1 protein-coding gene is annotated in these 592 nt (G+C 61.6%); it reads right to left on the bottom strand.

What is annotated here, in order from left to right:
• Window positions 1–592, bottom strand: a 592-nt coding sequence (locus AC1DVK_RS27125) for a hypothetical protein (RefSeq protein ID WP_477627847.1), incomplete at both ends; no start/stop codon positions are given.

The following is a 592-nucleotide window of genomic DNA, read 5'->3' as shown; positions in this document are numbered from 1 at the left end:
GAGTGGATGCGGCCAGAAGACCCTTGAACGTCAATGTCCAGGAGGAGGCGGCATCGGGGGCCAGCGCATAGCCTGCCCGCGCCTTCGCGGTGACTGTTACTGTGCCCGTTCCGGGGTACGTGCCTGCGGACGTAACCTTGCCGTTGACGAGATAGTCGACGCCGGACGTCGCCGGGATCGTGTAGGTGTCACCCGCGGTGCCGTCCTTCTCAGTAAAAGTTGCTGCCGCCGGCGACACCACAGTCGGAGGTGCTTCGTCGATGACCGTGACGGTTTTCAGTGTCTGGAAGAAGCTGGAGCCATTGCCCCAAGTGTCACGCAGTGGGTAAAGCACCACCTCCCACTGTCCGGTTGCGGCGCCCTGCGGGATGGTAATGGTGTGCTTCCAGATGCCGTCCTGCATCGTCMCGGAGACCAGTGTCATGCCGCCAAAGCCCTGGCTTTGGCCACCCCCATAGACCCAGCCCCACGGGTCAGGGTCGACCCAGTTGGCAATCATGGTCGGCGATTGCACAGCTGTGGCGTCGACCAAGTGAATGGTGACGTTGATCGTTGCCGGACCCTTGTAAAGATTGAGGTTTGTCCACGTGAC

The sequence above is a fragment of the Peribacillus sp. P4_B1 genome, assembly GCF_056402395.1.
Note: the sequence above shows the minus strand (reverse complement) of the source record. Positions and strands in the feature narration are given on the sequence as shown.